General features: G+C 66.3%; 18 protein-coding genes and 1 tRNA gene. 12 read left to right on the top strand and 7 right to left on the bottom strand.

Annotated features, from left to right (window positions below):
* Window positions 1-6: 6 nt before the first annotated feature.
* Entirely contained in the window at window positions 7-1500 is a 1494-nt protein-coding gene (pgi, locus tag BXU08_RS16915) for a glucose-6-phosphate isomerase (RefSeq protein ID WP_077512549.1), read from the bottom strand.
* A gap of 104 nt (window positions 1501-1604) precedes the next feature.
* Between pgi and lepB the strand changes: the two genes are divergently transcribed.
* From lepB to era, 3 genes are all read left to right on the top strand, one after another.
* Entirely contained in the window at window positions 1605-2471 is an 867-nt protein-coding gene (gene lepB / locus BXU08_RS16910; RefSeq protein ID WP_077511112.1) for a signal peptidase I, read from the top strand.
* Between the two features lie 11 nt (window positions 2472-2482).
* Complete coding sequence (gene rnc, locus BXU08_RS16905) at window positions 2483-3142, top strand: ribonuclease III (protein WP_077511111.1); 660 nt, start codon at window positions 2483-2485, stop codon at window positions 3140-3142.
* A gap of 115 nt (window positions 3143-3257) precedes the next feature.
* The gene (era, locus tag BXU08_RS16900) at window positions 3258-4163 is read left to right on the top strand and encodes a GTPase Era (RefSeq protein ID WP_077511110.1); all 906 of its coding nucleotides are present in this window, start codon (window positions 3258-3260) and stop codon (window positions 4161-4163) included.
* Between the two features lie 36 nt (window positions 4164-4199).
* Here the strand turns inward: era and BXU08_RS16895 are convergent, their stop codons facing one another.
* On the bottom strand, window positions 4200-4904 hold the full coding sequence (locus tag BXU08_RS16895) for an NAD-dependent deacylase (RefSeq protein ID WP_077511109.1): 705 nt from the start codon (window positions 4902-4904) through the stop codon (window positions 4200-4202).
* Between the two features lie 77 nt (window positions 4905-4981).
* Here BXU08_RS16895 and BXU08_RS16890 point away from each other — a divergent pair, with 77 nt between their 5' ends.
* The 4 genes from BXU08_RS16890 (at window position 4982) to BXU08_RS16875 (ending at window position 6871) form a co-directional block, all read left to right on the top strand.
* Window positions 4982-5314: a hypothetical protein gene (locus BXU08_RS16890; RefSeq protein ID WP_077511108.1), complete on the top strand. Its 333-nt coding sequence runs from the start codon at window positions 4982-4984 to the stop codon at window positions 5312-5314.
* Between the two features lie 40 nt (window positions 5315-5354).
* Window positions 5355-6083, top strand: a complete 729-nt coding sequence (dapB, locus tag BXU08_RS16885) for a 4-hydroxy-tetrahydrodipicolinate reductase (RefSeq protein ID WP_077511107.1) — start codon at window positions 5355-5357, stop codon at window positions 6081-6083.
* A complete protein-coding gene (gene nth, locus BXU08_RS16880) occupies window positions 6080-6742 on the top strand; it encodes an endonuclease III (RefSeq protein WP_077511106.1) in 663 nt (220 codons plus the stop codon). The genes dapB and nth overlap by 4 nt, the downstream gene beginning before the upstream one ends.
* A 52-nt stretch (window positions 6743-6794) precedes the next feature.
* Window positions 6795-6871: transfer RNA gene (locus BXU08_RS16875), tRNA-Arg, on the top strand.
* 288 nt (window positions 6872-7159) lie between these two features.
* On the opposite strand, the gene BXU08_RS16865 is transcribed toward BXU08_RS16875, so the two are convergent.
* Window positions 7160-7564: a hypothetical protein gene (locus tag BXU08_RS16865; protein WP_150125562.1), complete on the bottom strand. Its 405-nt coding sequence runs from the start codon at window positions 7562-7564 to the stop codon at window positions 7160-7162.
* 10 nt (window positions 7565-7574) lie between these two features.
* On the bottom strand, window positions 7575-8156 hold the full coding sequence (locus BXU08_RS16860) for an SOS response-associated peptidase family protein (RefSeq protein ID WP_253190409.1): 582 nt from the start codon (window positions 8154-8156) through the stop codon (window positions 7575-7577).
* Between BXU08_RS16860 and BXU08_RS16855 the strand changes: the two genes are divergently transcribed.
* Window positions 8149-8757: an SOS response-associated peptidase family protein gene (locus BXU08_RS16855; protein WP_077512547.1), complete on the top strand. Its 609-nt coding sequence runs from the start codon at window positions 8149-8151 to the stop codon at window positions 8755-8757. The genes BXU08_RS16860 and BXU08_RS16855 overlap by 8 nt on opposite strands.
* Window positions 8758-8759: 2 nt before the next feature.
* Window positions 8760-9182, top strand: coding sequence for a DUF1810 domain-containing protein (locus BXU08_RS16850; RefSeq protein WP_077511102.1), 423 nt, complete (start codon window positions 8760-8762; stop codon window positions 9180-9182).
* A gap of 135 nt (window positions 9183-9317) precedes the next feature.
* Here BXU08_RS16850 and BXU08_RS16845 read toward each other — a convergent pair whose 3' ends face one another.
* From BXU08_RS16845 to BXU08_RS16835, 3 genes are read right to left on the bottom strand one after another with little or no spacing between them, the layout of a single operon-like run.
* Window positions 9318-11084, bottom strand: coding sequence for an ABC-three component system protein (locus tag BXU08_RS16845; RefSeq protein WP_077511101.1), 1767 nt, complete (start codon window positions 11082-11084; stop codon window positions 9318-9320).
* Window positions 11081-11332 (bottom strand): ABC-three component system middle component 6, encoded by a 252-nt coding sequence (locus BXU08_RS16840; protein ID WP_077511100.1) that lies wholly within the window; start codon window positions 11330-11332, stop codon window positions 11081-11083. Before BXU08_RS16840 ends, BXU08_RS16845 begins: the two co-directional genes overlap by 4 nt.
* Window positions 11329-12225: an ABC-three component system protein gene (locus BXU08_RS16835; RefSeq protein WP_150125561.1), complete on the bottom strand. Its 897-nt coding sequence runs from the start codon at window positions 12223-12225 to the stop codon at window positions 11329-11331. Before BXU08_RS16835 ends, BXU08_RS16840 begins: the two co-directional genes overlap by 4 nt.
* 268 nt (window positions 12226-12493) lie before the next feature.
* On the opposite strand from BXU08_RS16835, the gene BXU08_RS16830 reads away from it, so the two are divergent.
* From BXU08_RS16830 to BXU08_RS16820, 3 genes are read left to right on the top strand one after another with little or no spacing between them, the layout of a single operon-like run.
* Window positions 12494-13270: an ImuA family protein gene (locus BXU08_RS16830; protein ID WP_171982557.1), complete on the top strand. Its 777-nt coding sequence runs from the start codon at window positions 12494-12496 to the stop codon at window positions 13268-13270.
* On the top strand, window positions 13188-14996 hold the full coding sequence (locus tag BXU08_RS16825; RefSeq protein ID WP_077511098.1) for a DNA polymerase Y family protein: 1809 nt from the start codon (window positions 13188-13190) through the stop codon (window positions 14994-14996). Before BXU08_RS16830 ends, BXU08_RS16825 begins: the two co-directional genes overlap by 83 nt.
* Window positions 14996-18259 (top strand): error-prone DNA polymerase, encoded by a 3264-nt coding sequence (locus BXU08_RS16820; RefSeq protein ID WP_077511097.1) that lies wholly within the window; start codon window positions 14996-14998, stop codon window positions 18257-18259. The genes BXU08_RS16825 and BXU08_RS16820 overlap by 1 nt, the downstream gene beginning before the upstream one ends.
* Window positions 18260-18288 lie beyond the last annotated feature (29 nt).

Below are 18288 nucleotides of genomic sequence, written 5' to 3'. Positions count from 1 at the left end.
CGCGCCTCAGCGAAAGGCGCGGGCGATCAGATCGGTGGTCGACGGATCGAAATCGCTTGCGCCGCCCGCTGCCGCCTTCGCCATTTCCTTGCCGAGCTCGACGCCGAACTGGTCGAACGGATTGATCCCGAGCAGCACCGCATTCACGAAGGTGCGCTGCTCGTAGAATGCCAGCAGCGCGCCCAGGGTGCGCGGGTCGAGCGTGTCGAGCAGCAGGGTCGAGGATGGCCGGTCGCCGGGATAGGCACGCGCCAGATCGTCATGCGCCTTGCCCGCCATCAGCGCGGCGCCTTGCGCGAACATGTTGAGCAGCAGCTGGTTGTGATGCGCATCGGCCTGGCCGTCGCCCGGCTCGATCACGCCGACGAACTCGACCGGGAGCAGCCGCGTGCCCTGGTGGAGCAGCTGGAACACCGCATGCTGCGCGTCGGTGCCGACGCCGCCCCAGGTGATCGGCGCGGTCGGCCAGTCTACGGGCTCGCCCTCGGCAGTGACGCGCTTGCCGTTCGATTCCATTTCGAGTTGCTGGAGATAGCTCGGCAGCAGCCGCAGCCGCTCGTCATAGGCGAAGGTCGCCCGCGTCTCGCAGCCGCGCGCCTGGGTGTAATAGAGGTCGGCAAATGCCGCGAGCGCCGGTGCGTTCTGCGCGAGCGGCGTCAGGCGGAAATGCCGGTCCATTTCGGCCGCGCCTTCCAGCATCTCCTCGAACGCTTCCCAGCCGAGCGCCAGTGCCGCCGGGAAGCCGATCGACGACCACAGCGAATACCGCCCGCCGACGCTTTCGGCAAAGGGCAGCACGCGGGTTTCGTCGACGCCCCATTCGATTGCCTTTTCGGGCGCGGCGGTGAGCGCGATCACGCGGCCATAAGCGTCGGCGACGCCGTTTCCTTCGAGCCATCCGAGCGCGCTGTCGGCGTTGAGCAATGTCTCTGTGGTGGTGAAGGTCTTCGACGCGACGGCGATCAGCGTCGTCTGGGGATCGAAGCGGTCCAGCGCTTCGTCCAGCGCCGCGCCATCGACGTTCGAGACCACGGCAACGTCATAGCGATCCGCATCGCGGCCCAACGCGTCGATCAGCAGGTCCGGCCCCAGCGCCGATCCGCCGATGCCGATATGGAGGACATGCCGCACCGGCCCCAGTGCCTCGGCCTCGATAGCGTCGATCAGCGCGCGCATCCGTGCGTGATAGCCGCGCGCCCGCGCCACGCTCTCGGGCGAACCCTCGCCGCGTTCGGCGGTGTGTTCGACGGCGCGGCCCTCGGTGACGTTGATCGCCTGGCCCGCGAACAGCGCATCGCGCTTGGCGGCGAGCCCCATCGACTCGGCCAGCGCCGTGAACGCCTGCACTGCCTCGGCAGTCAGATGCGTCTTCGACCAGTCGAAATGAATCCCCGCGACATCGGCCGAAAGCGCCGCGACCCGGCCCGGATCGGCATCGAAGAGCTGCTGGAGCGGGGCGGACTTCAATGCACGGATCGTCGACCAGTCGGGCAATGCCATGTTCATCTCCTTGAGCGCAGGCTGCCCCTATCCTCCCGCACTCTGCGCTTCCAGCGCTATTCAGCCGCTTGACCTACCCGCCCAGCCCAAGCAGAGCACAGTCCATGGAAAAAGCGCCCTCCGCCGAGCCCGAAAAGCCCGCAGCCGATGCTCCCAAGCCCTATTCGGTGGGCACCGCGGCAGCGGAAAAGCCCAAGTCCGAATGGCGCGACCTGGGATCGTTCCTGCTCAAGCTCGCGCTGATCGTCTTCATCGTTCGCAGCTTCGTGTTCTCGCCCTTCTCGATCCCCAGCGAGTCGATGCTGCCGCGGCTGCTGATCGGCGACTATCTGTTCATCACCAAGTGGAACTACGGCTATTCGAAGCATTCGCTGCCGTGGAGCCTGCCGCTGATCCCGGGCCGCATCTTCGGCGGCACGCCCGAGCGCGGCGACGTGGTGGTGTTCAAGGCGCCGCCGGGCAACGATACCGACTGGATCAAGCGCGTCATCGGCCTGCCGGGCGATACCGTGCAAATGGTCAACGGCCAGCTGATCCTCAACGGCAAGGCCGTGCCCAAGGATCGCATCGCCCAGTTCGTGCTGCCGATCTCGCCCAATTTCCAGCGCTGCCAGCCGCAGTTCCAGAATGTCGATGCCGACGGCAATGCAGTGTGCAGCATCCCCCGCTTCCGCGAGACGCTGCCCAACGGCAAAACCTATGAAGTGCTCGACCAGGGCACGCTGCCCAAGGACAATACCGGCATCTACAATGTGCCCGCCGGCCATGTCTTCCTGATGGGCGACAATCGCGACAATTCGACCGACAGCCGCTTCAGCCACGCCGATGGGGGCATCGAGTTCGTGCCGCTGGAGAATCTGGAGGGCAAGGCCGTGGTGAGCTTCTGGTCGACCGACGGCAGCGCCAGCTGGATCCTCCCCTGGACCTGGTTCACCGCCGCGCGCTGGAACCGTCTTGGAGAAGGCTTCTGACCGCCGCGGCGCTGGGGGGATGGATCGCTGAGACCTTTGGCCGCAAGCCCGTCAACCTTGCCGCCTATCAGCGCGCGCTGACGCATGGCAGCCAGGCCGCGGCCAATTACGAGCGGCTCGAATTCCTTGGCGATCGCATCCTAGGCCTGGTCGTCGCCGAATGGCTGTTCGAACGATTCGAGGACGAGCCCGAAGGCGCGCTGTCGCGGCGTCTCAATGCGCTGGTGACCGGCCCGGTCTGCGCCGAAGTCGCGCGCGAAGTGGGCGTCGTGCCGTATCTCCGCCTCGGCAAGCAGGCCCGTGAGGACGGCGCGGCCGACAGCGACAATGTGCTGGGCGATGTGATCGAGGCGCTGATCGGCGCCGTGTATCTCGAATTCGGGCTCGAGCCGGCGCGCGCCTTCATCCGCAAGGCCTGGGGCTCGCGGATCGACCTGCAGGGCCAGGCGCCCAAGCATCCCAAGTCCGCGCTCCAGGAATGGGCAGCCGCGAACAATCGCCGCCCGCCGGAATATGAGATCGTCGACCGCTCGGGGCCGAATCACTCGCCGCGCTTCAAGGTGAAGGTGAGCATCGGCAAGCTTCCTGACGCCACCGGCGAGGGGACGAGCAAGCAGGAGGCAGAGACCGCGGCGGCGGCGGCGCTGCTGGAGAAGCTGGGCTCGAAATAGCGTTCGTGTGGCGCTCTTCGACAAGCCCAGGGCGAACGGATGTTTGACCGGGGGCACCCCTCCCCGTTCGCGCTGAGCTTGTCGAAGCGCCCCACTTGGGTCTAGCCGCGTGCCTATGACCGATTCCCCCACCCAGCATTGCGGCGTTATTGCCGTCGTCGGCGCCCCCAATGCGGGCAAGTCCACCCTCGTCAACCAGCTCGTCGGCCAGAAGGTCGCGATCGTCAGCCCCAAGGCGCAGACCACCCGCGCCCGGCTGATGGGCATCGCAATCGAGGGCGACACGCAGCTTATCCTCGTCGATACGCCGGGCATCTTCACGCCTGAGCGCCGGCTCGATCGTGCGATGGTCGCCGCGGCATGGGAAGGCACCGACGGCGCCGACCTGATCGCGCTGGTGGTCGACGGCAAGGGCGGGACCGGTTCCAAGGTCCAGCAGGTCATCGAGAGCCTGAAGGGCCGGCCCGAACGGAAGATCCTGATCCTCAACAAGGTCGATATCGCCGACAAGCCCCGCCTGCTCGGGCACGCGGCCAAGCTCAACGAGTTGCTGCCGTTCGACGAGACCTATTTCGTCAGCGCGCAGACCGGCGACGGCGTCCCCGAGCTCAAGGCTGCGCTCGCCAGGGCAATGCCGGCCAGCGACTGGCATTTCCCCGAGGACCAGGTGTCCGACGCGACCGAGCGGATGATCGCCGCCGAAGTGACGCGCGAGCAGCTCTATCTCCAGCTCCACGCCGAGCTGCCCTATGCCAGCGCGGTCGAGACCGAGAAATATTCGGAGCGACCCGACGGATCGGTCGAGATCCACCAGCAGATCCTCGTCGCGCGCGAGACCCAGCGCGCGATCGTGCTCGGCAAGGGGGGCACGCGGATCAAGGAGATCGGCGCCCGCGCCCGCGCCGAACTATCGCGGATCACCGGCGTGCCGGTGCATCTGTACCTGCACGTCAAGGTCAACCCGAAATGGGAAGAGGACCGCTCGCTCTACCGCGAGATCGGGCTCGACTGGGTGGACTAGAAATCCCTCTCCCACAGGGTGAGGACATAGATGCGCCTATCCCGCGAGTAAAAGTTCCTCGACCCACGCGGGCACCAAAACCCCCGCCGGCCCCATCCGGCTCTCGCCGAACCACAGGCTGCCTTCGGACGGATCGAGGTTGAGCTCGAGCGTCGCCGCGCCGTGGTGGCGCGCGGTCTGGACGAAACCCGCGGCGGGATAGACCGCGCCCGACGTGCCGATCGAGACGAACAGATCGGCTGCGGCAAGCGCCGCCTCGATCCGCTCCATCTGGTACGGCATTTCGCCGAAGAACACGATGTCGGGGCGCAGCGCGGGCGTACCGCAATTGGGGCATTCGGTCTCGGGCGGCAGCAAATCTTCCCAGCCGGTGCGCACCCCGCACGCCGCGCACAGCGCCGACTTGAGCTCGCCATGCATGTGGAGCAGCCGCTGCGATCCGGCGCGCTCGTGCAGATCGTCGACATTCTGGGTGACCAGCAAGAGCTCGCCCGGCCATTCCGCGTCGAGCCGCGCCAGCGCGCGGTGCGCGGCATTGGGCGCGACGCCGGCGAGCTGGGCACGCCGCGCGTCGTAGAAGCGATGGACCAGCTCGGGATCGTGCGCCAGCGCCTGCGGCGTGCAGACATCCTCGACGCGGTGCCCCTCCCACAATCCGCCCGGGCCGCGGAAGGTCGCGACGCCGCTTTCTGCGGACACGCCGGCGCCGGTGAGGATCACGATGTTGCGAATGTCGGTCATGCGTCGCTTGTACCGTCCGCCACGCCTTTGCCGCAAACCCGCTGTTGTATGGCTGCGTCCTTCCGGAGTGCCTGCCGATGGTGGTCCTCGCATTGCTGCTCGCCGGCGCCCCGCTGCAGGACCGCGCCGCATTCCCGGGCGGCGAGGACGACGGCACGCGGACGACGGCCACCGATACGCGCTGCGATACCGCCACCGAGGACATCGTCGTGTGCGGCATCGCCGATCCCGATCGCTTCCGGCTCAAGAAGATCGCACCACGCTATGTCGAGCCGCCGGTGCGCGCGACGACGCAGCTGGGGCCGGGCGAACTCTCGGTCGAGGCCGAGCAGCGCAGCCTCCCCGGCGCGGAATCGCCCGCCGCGATGGTCCGCTTTCGCATGCCGCTGGGACGCAAGAACAAGAAATAGCCCTGTCGCGCTGCCCCCCGATTGTGCCACAGCATCGGCCATGACCAGCATCGGAATCTTCGGAAGCATGGGCCGCATGGGGCAGGCGATCGCCGCGCTCGCCCCGAGCCTCGGCGCGCAACTGGCGGGCGGTTCGGATGTTGGCGACAATCCCGCCGACCTTGCCCGCAAGGCCGATGTGCTGGTCGATTTCTCGGCACCCGCTGCGCTGGAGGCACATCTCGGCGCCGCCCGCGCCGCGTGGACGCCGATCGTGATCGGCACCACCGGCATCGGCGCGCACCATCACGAACTGATCGACGCCGCCGCTACCGAGATCCCGGTGCTCCAGACCGGCAATACCTCGATGGGCATCGGCCTGCTCGCACGGCTGGTGCGCGAGGCGGCGGCGCGGCTGGGCCCCGATTGGGATATCGAGATCGTCGAGATGCACCATCGCAACAAGGCCGATGCCCCGTCGGGCACTGCGCTGATGCTCGGCAACGCTGCCGCGCACGGCATCGGCACGACGCTCGCCGAAGCCGGCGTGAGCGACCGCGCCGGGCTCACCGGCCCGCGCGCGGGCGGCACGATCGGCATGGCGAGCCTGCGCGGCGGATCGGTGGTCGGCGATCACAGCGTGGTCTTCGCCACTGCGGGCGAGCGGATCGAGCTCACCCACCGCGCCGACGACCGCGCGATCTTCGCGCGCGGCGCGGTCCAGGCGGCGCTGTGGCTCAAGACCCAGCAGCCCGGCCGATACACGATGGACCAGGTGCTCGGCATTTGAACAAGGCGGAGATCGTCGAGTTCTTCGCGCGGCTTGCGGCGGACAATCCGCACCCCGAGACCGAGCTCGAATACAGCAATCCGTTCACGTTGCTCGTCGCCGTCGTACTCTCCGCGCAGATGACCGATGCCGGGGTCAACAAGGCGACGCGGAAACTGTTCGCGCAAGCCGACACGCCGGAAAAGATGCTCGCGCTCGGCGAGGACACGCTGCGCGAACATCTGCGCACGATCAACTTCTACAACACGAAGGCGAAGAACGTCCTCGCGCTGAGCCGCGCGCTGATCGAGCAGCATGGCGGCGAGGTGCCCGACGACCGCGACGCGCTGGAAGCGCTGCCCGGCGTCGGCCGCAAGACGGCGAACGTCGTGCTCAACAGCGCATTCGGGCACGAGACCTTCGCCGTCGACACGCATATCTTTCGCGTCGGCAACCGCACCGGGCTGGCGCGCGGCAAGACGCCGCTGGAAGTCGAACTCAAGCTGGAAAAGCGCGTGCCCCAGCCCTTTCGTCTCCACGCGCACCATTGGCTGATCCTCCACGGCCGCTACACCTGCAAGGCGCGCACGCCCGAATGCTGGCGCTGCGTCGTCGCCGATCTCTGCGCCTACAAACCCAAGACCCCGGCCCCGTCTGAACGAAAGTCTGCCGCGCGCTGACGCGAAATCGGCTGGCGCGCCCCGTTTTGCTTTGCTAGGCGCGGCTTTCCAGGCACCCGTAGCTCAGCTGGATAGAGCGCTGCCCTCCGAAGGCAGAGGCCACAGGTTCGAATCCTGTCGGGTGCGCCAGCTTTTCAATGACTTAGGCGATGCCGCCAAGCGGCATGATTCCCATTCTCACCAGAATCTCACTACAGCGTCCCATCGTGAGAGCGATGGGGGCTAGGAGCGAATCCGCCGCTGTCCCTGCGATTCTCACCTCCGTCCGAACGGCGCGTGTCGCGGGCAGCATCGAAACACCGACTCGAAGGGCCGCCATGCGAACCATCGACAAGCTCATGGCGAGCAGCGTGTCGGGCCCTCTATGGGGCGAAGATCTGAGAGGGGCTCGGCATCGGGGTCGGCCAACGACTCAACTCACCAAGGCAGTTCCTCGATGAACAGGATCATCTCCTGAAAGCCGCCGGGTTCGAAACGCACGCCGTCTTCGCTTTCGCTGAGGGGAAAGCGCGCCGCCGCCTCGATGACAGCCTCGGCGTCAGACTGGCGCTCCGGATCATGGAGCGCCGTCCATTTGGCTAGCGCCACAATCCGTGCATGCAGCGCCGCGGAACCATAATCTTCTGCGAAAGCTTCTTCCGCTGCGAGGGCCTGGAGCGCCAATGCCTGCGCCGGCGCCTTATTGCGCAGATGGGCTGGCAATGACGAAAGCCGCTCGAGAGCAGTCTGGAGTTGCGCCGCGCTGACCTTCACGCCGTTGAGGCGCTCCATGGCGCTTGCGATCGGTGTGGCGTCCGCAATCTGCGGTTGAAACGGAATCATGCCCTGTCCTTCAGAATGCCAGCTCTGCTTGCCGGAGCTCGGGCTGCCGGGGCGCGATCTCCTCGATCGCGAAGCTGCGCGGCGGCAGGGCCCTGAGCAGTTCGTCTTGCGGTACGGTGAGATCGAGCCACGCCATATTCTGGCGACGCAGCAGCACGGCACCCTGCCGCTCCTGGTAGAAGAAAACGTCCGGATTGGCTTCGATAGTGACGATCGCAAAGCTGGTCAGCCGATCGCCGGTCGGCGGCTGCCAGACGCCTGCGAGGTAGAAGAAGTTGCCGTCCTCGAGCGTGACGCGGAACCGCCGGTCGCCGTTCTTGACGTGGAACTCGCTCGCCGGGACCAGGCAACGCTGGGTTCTGAACTGCTTGCCCTCCGAGCGGAGGAACTTGAAGGGCTTGGCGCCATCTTCGCCAAGCTGCATCCCCCACGCCGCCTCGATCATCTCGATCTCTTGCGCATCGTCCGGGTTTCGCCGGATGATGGCGCGACGGCTGCCAAGAGGCGCTTCCGACTCGAAGGGACTCGCTTTCATGGTGAGAACATAATGCGAACGAGCGCGCGGCGCAAATCGGAGGATGTCGATGTGCAATGACTACCGGCTCGAGGTCGATATCGCCTCGATCATGGAGGATTTCGACGACCTCAAGATCAAGATCGACTTGCCGGAGGGCACGCCGAATGTCGCGGCACGTGAGGATATCAAGATCACCGACGTGGCACCCATCGTGCGCAGCGGTGCGATCGGCGGCGAGCTCGTCAACCGGCGATGGAGCTGGCCGGCGCCGGGCGGCAAGCCGGTCTACAATTTCCGCTCCGAGGGACGGCAGTTCGATTCGAACCGCTGCCTGATACTCGCCGACGGCTTCTACGAATTCACCAAACCCGAGGACCCCAAGCAGAAGCGGCAGGACAAATGGCTGTTCACTCTCGCCGGCCATCGCTGGTTCTGCATCGCCGGCATCTGGCGCGATAGCCCGGTCGGCGAGGCCTTCACCATGCTCACGATCGAGCCTGGAGAGGATGTGGCGCCCTATCACTCTCGGCAGATCGTTCCGCTTCCGCGTGATCGCTGGGCGGCATGGCTCGACACGCAAGTTCCCGCCGATGACGTGCTGGTTGCGTTACCCAAGGGAAGCCTAGACGTGGTGCGCGTCTTTCCGCCGGCGCCCGCGCAGGCGGCGCTCCTCTGACCATGACGGTGGGTTCGTCGCTTGAGCGCTTCGTTGAGGCCCAGGAGCCGATCTACGCGACCGCTCTGGCTGAGATTCGACGCGGCGCCAAGCGGTCGCACTGGATGTGGTTCATTTTCCCGCAGCTCGCGGGGCTCGGTCGCAGCGAAACGGCGCGGTTCTTCGGCATCCGCTCGCTGGAAGAGGCGATCGCCTATCTGGATCACCCTCTGCTTGGCCGCCGCTACCTCGAATGCGTCGGGGCGCTTCAGGATCTCAATGTCAGCGATGCCGTTGCGGTCTTCGGATCCGTAGATGCGATGAAGTTGCGCTCTTCGCTGACCTTGTTCGAGGCGGCGAGACCGAGCCCATTGCTGGCCGCCGCGCTCGATCGCTGGTTCACGGGGCAGCGTGACAGCGACACCCTGAGAATGTTGGAGGGCTGAGTCCGTTGTTATCGCGCCTGTTTTTAGGCGGGTTGCGGACACGCGGCTTCGGGGTGCCGAATCAAGTAAGGCGGACCCTCGCGTTGCCCGGGTGCGAAGGCGATATGACCCACAAGCCGTCAATGGCGGTTGCAGTTAGTCAAACCTGAAGCCGAACAATCCGCCTCCCTCGCCATCGTCCGACAGGCGCGTGGACAGCACATGCGCAGGCTTATCGAAGGCCGCGGGCAACGGCAGTCGGTCGAAGATGTCCGAGTTCATGGTGACAAGATACTGCCCGCCGATCCGGTCAGCCGTGTCCTTGCCTAGCTGAAGTGCCTTTGAAACCTGACGCTCGTCGACGCCGTCGAAGAGGTGGCTGTCATGGATCAGGAAGCGCGGACCCCGCCGGGCTTCCGCGGTGAGCGACAGCAGAGCAAGGTCTAGACAGAAGATTTCGATCTGCGAGATGCCCCCGCCCCGATCTCCTTGGATCGAGATCTCGAATTCGGGTCCACCGTCATTCGCGGCAACGACGAATCCTCCAGTCCGGTCGCTGTAGAGCTGGTCGATCGCCCCGCCAATGAACAGGATCGCCTTGTCCAGCTGCGCTTGCCGCGCCTGATGGTCGTCCTGCAGACGTCGCTTCAGGTTGATGCGGTCGCCCTCTAACTCAGTCTTCTCGCCTTCGAGGATCTCGGCTGCGTTGAAGCGTTCGCGCAGCGCCGCCGCCTCGACTGCCAGGCTCGCGAGCCGTTCCTGGAGTGCCGTGAAGTCCTCCAACGCGCCGCTGCCTTCGAGAAAGCGGAGGATTTCGCTACGCTCGCCGTCAAGCGCCGCCGAGCGCGCTTCAGCCTCGGAAAGTTCCGTCTTCGTAACGTTGATCTGCTCCTCGAGGCGCTTCCGTCGGTTCGCCACCACAGACTCGTGAAATGCTCGGACCTCCTCGAAGCGCCGCACCGCGACGGTCGGCAGTTCGATCCCGATCGCCTTGTAGAGCCGATTGACATCCGTCGTCGCGGGCGGCTGCTCTTCCCTGTAGTTGGTCTCAAGGTGGTCTAGCGTCTGCTTCAGGATCACCGAGTTACGCTCGATCGCGAGCATCTCGCCGCGGATCGCGGAGGCTCGATCCGACATCTCGCGGTAGCTGTCGACGACGCGGAACGCCGCCAAATCCCCTCGCAGCTTCTCGACGTTAGCTTCCGCCAGGACGACCCTTGGACGCAGCTCCGCGACGGTGCCGATGATGTCCCCGACTACACCGCCCTCGGCCGCCTTCTTGAGCTCCACCAGCTGACGCTCGCGCTGCCGCACCTTCTCGATCTCGAATGGTATGGTCCAGTCGAGACCAAGCAGGTATGAGAGATTTACCTGGCTATCCCATGTGGCCTGCTTCTCGGCATGCTTGTCCGGGCGCATGAAGCCGCCGCGGCGGCGAACGAAGTAGGCGATCATCGACCGGAAGCTGGGCGTGTAGGATTGCTCGAATGCCGTTCCCTTGGTGGGGAATGGCAATGCGAAGAGTCGGTTGCCGAGAAACTCCTTCCACACCTCGTTCGAGACGAAATGGCGACCGGTCTTCTTGTCCAGCTTGGGTGTCAGCCCGAAAGCCGTCGTCTTCTCCTCGTCGACTAATATCTTCGACGGCTCGTCGCCTGAACGTCCGACCCTGATCTCGTCGCCGTCGAATTTGAAGGTCCCGTAGAACGCGTAGGCCTTGAGGGAGTCGTGGCAGGCGACAGCGCTTGCCGCCTTGCCCCCGAGCAGGAAGTTTATGACGTCCACAAGGCTCGATTTGCCGGCGCTGTTTCGCGTCTGCTTTTCACCTGAAGAGGGGGACTTGTCGGCTAGCAGGACGTTTAGGCCAGGCTTCAGCCGGACTGGCTTGAAACTCGGCAGATCGCTCTCGATCGAGATGATCACCGCCGGCCCTCCGTCCGCATGACGAGCCCTTGGGACAGCTCCACCGCGAAAATCGAGTTGAGGAAGGTCAGCGCCAAGATGAACCAGTCGTAGGGCAGCGGAGCACCTCGCCCGGTCGCTCGTCGGGCAGCCAGGACCCGCTCCCAGATCTCTGAGACGGCGCGCGGCTCTTCGAGCTGGGCGAGAATCTCGCCGCCGATCGCTGCGAGGGAACGGCTCTCTGATATGTGCTTCGAGGGAAGGATCATGGCCCCACCTTGTCGGTGTGATCCTCGAAGATTTCGCAAGCGTCAAACAGATATGCCAGCAGTGCCTGCGCGGCGACCTGCCTCACCGTGGACACCGAACCCATGCCGGTCGTCTGCTCGTAGAGGGCGTCCATGATCTGTCCAGGTGTGAGCGCTTCCTGCTTCAGCGCCATATACCGGCTGGAAAACGCCTGGGCGATCCTGGCGCCCAGTTCGACATCGGAATTTTGTTCGAAATATTCTTGGACGAATGGGCCGTTGCTCGACGCCATCGTGAGTAGCTGGACCCAGTGGCCTGGAAGCTGATTAAAGGTCAGCTTATCCGACGGTACCGGCTTGATCGGGCCGTTCAGGACGGTCCCCGCCGATATCGACGCCATCAACGAATCGGTCAAACGCCTGACCTCCTCGAGCTTCAGGTTCTGACTATCCTCGGCCGTCGCAGCCGGTCCGAGGAGGTTGAAAAGGTCGGTCTCTTTCAGTTCGTCGACGATCGTCCAGAGGCTTGCCGGCCCAAAGACGCCGACCGCGTGAGCACCGGCCTGCTTCAGTTCCTCGATTTTCTGGACCGCCTCGATCGGTAGCCCGCTGACAAGGTTATGAGCGAAGTGCCACTCCTTCATGATCGTCCCGAGATGACCGCCGGCGAGCTGATAGTCATCGCCAATCTTCTTCGCGATGGTCGCAGCTTTGGGAGCCGCATCCTCCAGCTTCCCGTAGCACTGGAAAACCAAGCCACCGGTGCTCCCGTAGCCGTCGCAACCTTTGTCCCCAAGCGAGCCAAAGGGCCTTACCCTGATGAAGTCGCTTCCGTAGCGGGCTTCCATGATAGTGGAGAAAAAGTCCTGGAACGCGACACCGTAGGCGTTTCGGACCCGCAGGTCGAACGTCACTCGATACTGCCATCGCTGGATTGGCTGCATTGCCATTATCGCGAGTTCGTCCCCCTGCTCCGCGTCCTCCGGAGCTCTCCGTCCGCGCTGACGGCCGTCTGCATCTCGTAACGCAGCTCAATCTCCCGGTATAGTCACGACATCCAGCCTGCACCGGTGCGTTGCTGGCAGGCCTGGCCTCCGTTCAGCCCTCTTCCTCGATTCGACGCCTTGACGAGATGCCCGCCAGAGCGGAACATAATAGGAACGAGCGAGTCGTTATTCCCTTATGCAAACCGAAGCCGCCATTGCCGAGACCGATCGCGCACGCCTGCTTGCCGAGCTGAAGGCACGCATTGCCGCGCCCGAGACGAGCGATGCGCGATTGCTGCCGTTCGGGATCGATGCACTCGATTCGAGGCTTGCCCATGGCGGGATTGACGGCGGCGGGCTGCACGAGATCGCGGCCGCCTCGCCGACGCTTGGTGACGATGCGGCGGCGACATTGTTCGTCGCGGGCATCGCGGCCCGCTTCGCCGACCGGCCGGTGGCGACGATCGGCTGGGCGCTGACCCGGTTCGATCTCTATGCGCCCGGGCTCGAACAGGCGGGCATTTCCCCGGCGAAGTTGCTCTATCTGGAGGCGCGGGACGAGGTCATGGCGCTCGCGCTTGCCGAAGACTGCCTGCGTCTGGGCAGCTTCGCCGCAGTCGTCGCCGAAGTGAAAGCAGCCGATCAGACCGCGACGCGCCGCCTCCAGCTTGCCGCTGCCGATGGCCATACCCCGATGCTGCTGCTGCGCCGCTGGGCGCGCGCCGCACGGGACCCGCTCGAGAAACCCTCCGCCGCCTGCACGCGGTGGCGGATTGGCTGCGCGCCTTCGGCGGCGCTTTCGCATGCAGGCGTCGGCCGTGGCTGCTGGTCGGTCGATCTCGTCCGCCAGCGCGGCGGCAATCCCTTCTCTCTCATCCTCGAGGCATGCGATGACACGGGTCGCCTCGCTCTACCTGCCGCAGCTCGCGATCGAGCGGCTGCGCCGGTCGCAGCGACCAGTCGCGCCGCCTGAGCGCGCCTGGTCCCCGGCACCTTTGCTGCCACCGGTCGATGATGATCCAGGCGCCTGCTCGGCCCCGCGCGGCGGGGGCTGGCGTCCCGGTGCGCGCTGGGCGCAGGACGGCGCAGCGCGAGAGACCGACGTCCAAGCGCAAATCGCGCGTCTGCCGGCGCATCAGCGCCCGCCCATGCGCGAGCTGGGCCGGCGGTCGGAGCCGGCCGATCCGCCGTTTCGCGCGATGCGCCCGGACGAGGGTGGCCCGGCCGGTGCCGCCCTTGCTCCGGTTCGAACGCCGCTTTGGGGACGTCCGACCGTGCTGATCGAGCGGGTCGGGCAGCGCGAGGTCGTGACCGCGGCCTGCCCGGTCGCACTGGCGCTGGGGCTGGTGCCCGGCATGGCCGCCGCACACGCACGGGCGTTGGTCGGCGATCTCGACGTGGAGGAGGCCGATGCCGCGGCCGACCGTGCCTGGCTCGACCGCCTCGCGCTGCATGCCGTCACGCACTGGACGCCAACTGCCAGCGTGTCGGGATCGGACGGCATCTGGCTGGACATGACCGGCGCCAGCCATCTCTTCGGTGGCGAGGTGTGCTTTTGCCGCCATGTGCTGCGCTTCCTCGCGCGCCTCGGCTTTTCGGGCGCGATCGCCATCGCCGGCACGCCCGGGGCGGCGCATGCGCTGGCGCGCTATGGCGGCGAGCCGATCACAATCCTGCCGCCTTCGGCCGAGGCTTCGACGCTGGCCAGCCTGCCGATCGCCGCGCTGCGTCTCCGGCCCGATGCGCTCGTCGCCGCGGCGCGCTTCGGGCTCGAACGTGTCGGCGACCTCTACCCGATGCCGCGCGGGCCCCTGGCGCGCCGCCTTGGCCTCACCTCCGTCGAACGGCTCGATCAGGCGCTCGGCCGCGCCGCCGAGCCGATCGTAGCGGTCGTCCCGTTCGAGGCGCCGGAAGTCTCACGCCGGCTGCTCGAGCCGATCGGAACCGCCGAGGCGATCGAGCAGGTGATCGCCGATCTGGTCGACGATCTGGTGCGCGTCCTCCAGCAGCGCGGTCTCGGCGTGCGCAGCGTCGTGCTGACCGCTGTCCGTGTCGACGGCGCCGACCAGCGGATCGCGATCGGCGCATCGCGCGCCACACGCGACGCAAAGCATCTCGTGCGCATGTTCGGCCTGAAGCTCGAGCGCATCGATCCGGGGCTCGGCATCGAGGCGATGCATCTCACCGTCCCCCACAGCGAGCCCCTTGGCGCACGGTATGGCGACATGCTTTTGCCGGAAAGCAGCGATGCGCCGGACCTTGCCCCGGCGATCGACCAGCTTGCCGGGCGTGCCGGGGAGCAGGCGGTGTTCCGTCTGACTCTCGAGCAGAGCGATGTGCCCGAGCGCGCCATACGGCGCGCGGACCCGCTCGCGGTCGTCGAGGGCTGGCCGGCCTGGAAGCGGCCGGTGCGCCTGCTCCGGCGTCCCGAGATGCTCAGCCATGTCGTCGCCTTGCTGCCCGACCATCCGCCGCGGCGTTTCACCTGGCGGGGCAAGCCCTATGCGGTCGTTGCCGGCGACGGTCCCGAGCGCATTCATGGCGAATGGTGGCGGACAGACCGCGAGCTCTGGGCGGTACGCGACTATTTCCGCGTCGAGGTCGAGGGCGGGCAGCGTTTCTGGGTGTTCCGCCGCGGCGACGGCGTCGTGCCCGAGACCGGCGACCTCAGCTGGTATCTGCACGGGTTCTTCGGCTGATGACGAGCTATGTCGAGCTGCAGGTGACCAGCCATTTCTCGTTCCTGCGGGGCGCCTCCTCGCCCGAGGAACTGTTCGCCGCGGCGCAATTGCAGGGCCACCGGGCCCTCGGCCTGTGCGACCGGGGCAGCGTCGCCGGCGTGGTGCGCGGGTGGGACGGGCAGAAGACCACCGGCGTGCGGATGATCCCCGGCGCGCGCGTCGATCTGACCGACGGGCGCGCGCTGTTGCTTTATCCGACCGACCGCCAGGCCTGGTCCCGGCTCACCCGCATGCTGTCGCGTGGCAAGGCGCGCGGCGGCAAGGGCTTCTGCATCCTCGATTGGCAGGACGTCGCGCATCATGCCGAGGGGCTGGTCGCGATACTCCTGCCGGACCTCGCCGACGCCGTCACCCGCAGCCATCTGCTCGAACTGGCGGACCTGTTCGGCACGCGCGCCTATTGCGCGCTGTCGCTGCGTCGCCGGCCCGACGATCTGGAGCGCCTGCACGCGATCGATGCGCTCGCTCGCGAGACGCGGGTGCGTGCGGTCGCGACCGGCGACATCCTCTATCACACCCCGGAGGCGCGCCCGCTGCAGGACGTGGTGACTGCGATCCGCGAGCACAGCACGGTCGACGCACTGGGGTTCCGGCGCGAGCGCTTCATGGATCGGCATCTCAAGTCGCCCACCGAGATGGAGCGCCGCTTCGCTTCCTTTCCCGATGCGATTGCAGCCAGCGCCGATATCGCCGCGGCATGCACCTTCGATCTCGGCGAGATCCGCTATCAATATCCCTACGAGCAGGTGATGGCAGGCAAGTCCGCGCAGGAGGCGCTGAGCATCCTGACGCAGGAGGCGGCAGAGGCGAAGTTTCCCGAGGGCATTCCCCGACCCTATGCCGAGCAGATCGCGCATGAGCTCAAACTGATCGGCGAGCTCGGCTATGCGCCTTATTTCCTGACCGTCCGCTCGATCGTCGACGAAAGCCGCCGTCGCGGCATCCTCTGCCAGGGACGCGGGAGTGCGGCCAACAGCTGCGTGTGCTTCCTGCTCGGCATCACCTCGATCGATCCGATCCAGCATGAATTGCTGTTCGAGCGCTTCGTCTCGGGCGAGCGCAAGGAACCGCCCGATATCGACGTCGATTTCGAGCATGAGCGCCGCGAGGAGATCATCCAGTGGATCTATGAGACCTATGGCCGCCATCGCTCGGCGCTGACCGCGGTGGTGACCCGCTATCGCACCCGCGGCGCGGTCGCCGAGGTCGGCAAGGCACTGGGGCTGCCGCGTGATTTGACCAAGATGCTGACCGGCCTGGTCTGGGGCTGGTCGATGGACGGGATCAGCGACGAGCAGATCGAAAGCCTAAACCTCAATGCCGAGGATCATCGCCTCAAGCTGACCTTGCGGCTGGCGCGGCAATTGATCGGCACGCCGCGCCACTTGTCGCAGCATCCCGGCGGCTTCGTGCTGACCCAGGATCGGCTGGACGATCTCGTGCCAATCGAGCCGGCGCGGATGGAGGACCGCCAGATCATCGAATGGGACAAGGACGATATCGACGCGCTCCGCTTCATGAAGGTCGATGTCCTGGGTCTCGGCATGCTCGGCTGTATGAACCGCGCCTTCAACCTGCTCGAGCAGCACAAGGGCGTGAAGGTCGGCATGGCCGACCTTCAGGACGACGATCCCGACGTCTATGCGATGATCCAGAAGGCCGACACGCTCGGCGTCTTCCAGATCGAGAGCCGCGCGCAGATGTCGATGCTGCCGCGGATGAAGCCCACCCGCTTCTACGATCTGGTGATCGAAGTCGCGATCGTCCGGCCCGGGCCGATCCAGGGCGACATGGTCCATCCCTATCTTCGCCGCCGCGAGGGTAAGGAGAAGCCCGAATATCCCCGGCCCGAACTGCGCGCCGTGCTCGAGAAGACCTTGGGCGTGCCGCTGTTCCAGGAGCAGGCGATGAAGGTCGCGATTGTCGGCGCGGGCTTCACGCCCGCCGAAGCCGATCAGCTGCGCCGCGCCATGGCCACCTTCAAGCTGACCGGCGGCGTCAGCCATTTCTACGACAAGCTGGTCGGTGGCATGATCGCGCGCGGCTATCCCAAGGATTTCGCCGAACGCACCTTCAAGCAGATCGAGGGGTTCGGCTCCTACGGCTTTCCCGAGAGCCACGCCGCTTCCTTCGCCAAGATCGCCTATGCTTCGTGCTGGATGAAGCACCATCATCCCGATGTCTTCTGCACGGCATTGCTCAACGCCCAGCCCATGGGCTTCTACGCGCCCGCCCAGATCGTCCGCGACGCTCAGCTGCACGGCGTCGAGGTGCGGCCGGTCTCGATCAACCACAGCCATTGGGACTGCACGCTCGAGCCGGCGAAGCTGGGCGGCCGCCACCTCGCGGTGCGGCTCGGCTTTCGCCAGGTCCGCGGGCTCGCCAATGTCCATGGCGCCGCGATCGCCGTGGCGCGTGGGCAAGCACCTTACGAGAGCGTCGAAGAGGTCTGGCGCCGCGCCGGCGTCCCCCGCGCCGCGATCGAGCGGCTGGCCGAGGCCGACGCCTTTCACTGCATCGCCGAGGACCGCCGCCAGGGCCTATGGAAGGTCAAGGGACTGGGCGAGGCGCCGCTGCCGCTGTTCGCCGCCGCCGATGCCCGCGAGGGCGGCTTCTCGCCCGAGGGACTCGAACCGCGCGTCACCTTGCAGCCGCTCACCGACGGGCGCGAGGTCGTCGAGGATTATCGCGCGCTGCAGCTCTCGCTGCGTGCGCACCCGCTGCAGTTCCTGCGCGCGCAGCTCGCCGCCGAGAAAGTGGTGCGCTGCGCGGACCTCGCATCGATCCGAGACGGGCGCCATGTCGAGGTCGCCGGGGTGATCCTTGTCCGCCAGCGTCCCGGCTCGGCGCGCGGCGTACTGTTCATTACCATCGAGGACGAGACCGGCGTCGCCAACGGCATCCTCTGGCCCGACCGCTTCGAGAAGCAGCGCCGCGCGGTGATGTCGGCCTCGATGGTCAGCTTGCGCGGGCGGCTCCAGAAGGAGGGCCAGGTCATCCATGTCATCGTCGATCGCGTGGTGCCGCGCGACGAGATGCTGCGCTCGATCGGACGGATGGATATGCCCGTCCCATTCGGTCGTGGCGATGGCGCGAGCCATCCGGGCAGCCCCGACCGCGGCGATCCCGGCTGGAAGCCGCGCGACCTGTACTCGCCGCCGTTGCCGAACGGGGTTGATCCCGAGGATTTGATCAAGGTGCGCAGCCACGATTTTCACTGATCGAAGGTGGAACTGAAAGTAGGTCATTC

The organism is Sphingomonas sp. LM7, assembly GCF_002002925.1.
Taxonomy (GTDB): Bacteria; Pseudomonadota; Alphaproteobacteria; order Sphingomonadales; family Sphingomonadaceae; genus Sphingomonas.
The sequence above is the reverse complement of the archived record's forward strand: the minus strand, read 5'-3'. Positions and strand labels throughout refer to the sequence as shown.